Origin of the sequence: Streptomyces varsoviensis (assembly GCF_000718635.1) — a bacterium.
Classification (GTDB): Bacteria; Actinomycetota; Actinomycetes; order Streptomycetales; family Streptomycetaceae; genus Streptomyces; species Streptomyces varsoviensis.
The window spans coordinates 1-2,040 of sequence record NZ_JOBF01000059.1 but is presented as its reverse complement, the minus strand read 5'-3'; the positions used below and the strand labels follow the sequence as shown (position 1 = coordinate 2,040).

Below are 2,040 nucleotides of genomic sequence, written 5' to 3'. Positions count from 1 at the left end.
CCTGGTCACCAAGCGTGCCGTGGCGTATGAGGGCGCGACGATGGAGTGGGTGGACGGGAACATCGGCTCCAAGGTGACGATGAAGTACCCGGCCGTCTACCTGATGGGCGAGCACGCCAAGGGCGAGACGCTGTCGATCGCGTTCTCGGGTGAGGGCCAGCACCAGGACGCGGGCGCGAAGATGGTGCACATGGCGCCGCACACCTCCTCCAACATCGTCTCGAAGTCGGTGGCGCGCGGCGGGGGCCGCACCTCGTACCGGGGTCTGATCGAGATCGGTGAGGGTGCGCACGGTTCGAAGTCGAATGTGCTGTGCGACGCGCTGCTGGTGGACACGGTCTCCCGCGCGGGTTCGTCGAGCCGATCGCGCGGGAGCTGCCGATGGAGTACGCGCTGGAACTCAACCGGCTGATCGAACTGCAGATGGAAGGCTCCGTCGGCTGACGCCCCGGGCTGTCTCCGCAAGCTCGCGGGGGCCCCACCACCCGTGGCCCCCGCGAGCGCTCCGCAGCCAACACCCTGACCGCAGAAAGCGAGTACCCAGACAGCCATGGCTGAGGCCGAGAAATTTCCCGCGGGTTCCACGACCGCCGGCTCCATACGCGTGTCCGCCGACTCCGGCCCTGGGGGCGGCGCTTCCGGTGCCGGGGCCGCCGATTCCGGCCCTGGGGGCGGCGTTCCCGGTGTCGGAGCAGCCGACTCCGGCCCTGGGGGCGGCGTTCCCGGTGTCGGAGCAGCCGACTCCGGTCCTGGCGGCGGCGCCCCGGTGCCCCCCGGTTCCGTTCCCGTCGCCGCCGATTCCACCGTCGCCACCCGGATGAGCGCTCCCCCGTCCTACGACGTGGCCGACTTCCCCGTACCGCACGGCCGCGAGGAGGAGTGGCGCTTCACTCCCCTGGCCCGGCTGGCCGGTCTGCACGACGGCTCCGCCCGCGCGGCGGGCGAACCCGCCACGGTCGAGGTGAGCGCCCCCGCGGACGTGACCGTCGAGACCGTGGGCCGCGGCGACGCGCGGCTCGGCACGGCGGGCACGCCGGTGGACCGGGTGGCCGCCCAGGCGTACAGCGCGTTCGAGAAGGCGACGGTGGTGACCGTCCCCGAGGAGACGGTCCTCGACGAACCGGTCCGCATCACGGTACGCGGCGAGGGCGGCACCTCCTTCGGCCACCAGGTCGTGGAGCTGGGCGCGTTCGCCGAGGCCGTCGTGGTCATCGAGCACACCGGCTCCGGGGTGCTCGCGGCCAACGTCGACTACGTCCTCGGCGCGGGCGCCAAGCTCACCGTCGTCTCCGTACAGGACTGGGACGACAAGGCCGTCCACGTCGCCCAGCACAACGCGCTCATCGGCCGGGACGCCGCCTTCAAGTCGACGGTCGTCACCCTGGGCGGCGACGTCGTACGGCTCCACCCGCGCGTCTCCTACCAGGGTCCCGGCGGCGAGGCCGAACTGTTCGGCCTGTACGTCACCACCGCCGGCCGCCACCACGAGCACCGCCTCCTCGTCGACCACACCGCCCCGCACTGCCGCTCCAACGTCGCCTACAAGGGCGCGCTCCAGGGCGAGGACTCCCACGCCGTATGGATCGGCGACGTCCTCATCCAGTCGCCCGCCACCGGTCTTCTACCTGATGGCGCGCGGCATCCCGGCCGACGAGGCCCGCCGCCTGGTCGTCCGCGGCTTCTTCGCCGAACTCGTCCAGAAGATCGGCCTCCCCGATGTCGAGGAGCGGCTGCTGGCGCGGGTGGAGCGGGAGCTGGAGGAGGGCGCGTAGGTCCGTACGGGTTCTGTACGCCCGTATAGAGGTCCTGTACGTCCGTAGAAGCCCCGTAGATCCGAGGAGGCGGCCGGAAAAGCGACGGCGCTCGTCTCCCCTACCGAGGAGTCCTGAGTTCCCTATGGCAACGCTTGAAATCCATGACCTGCACGTGTCCGTCGAGGTCGACAATGGCACCAAGGAAATCCTGCGCGGCGTCGACCTGACGGTGCGGCAGGGCGAGACGCACGCCATCATGGGCCCCAACGGCTCCGGCAAGTCGACG

The 2,040-nt window shown here is 71.0% G+C and carries 1 protein-coding gene and 2 pseudogenes; all 3 read left to right on the top strand.

The genetic code is table 11. The features are described 5' to 3' along the window. Positions 1–444 (top strand): annotated as a pseudogene (locus IF55_RS35555) (SufD family Fe-S cluster assembly protein); the annotation flags it as partial. Positions 445–766: 322 nt separating this feature from the next. Continuing rightward, a pseudogene (locus tag IF55_RS35550) lies at positions 767–1,772 on the top strand (SufD family Fe-S cluster assembly protein). A gap of 124 nt (positions 1,773–1,896) precedes the next feature. Continuing rightward, a partial coding sequence (locus IF55_RS38040; RefSeq protein ID WP_157854637.1) for an ATP-binding cassette domain-containing protein occupies positions 1,897–2,040 on the top strand: 144 nt, incomplete at its 3' end.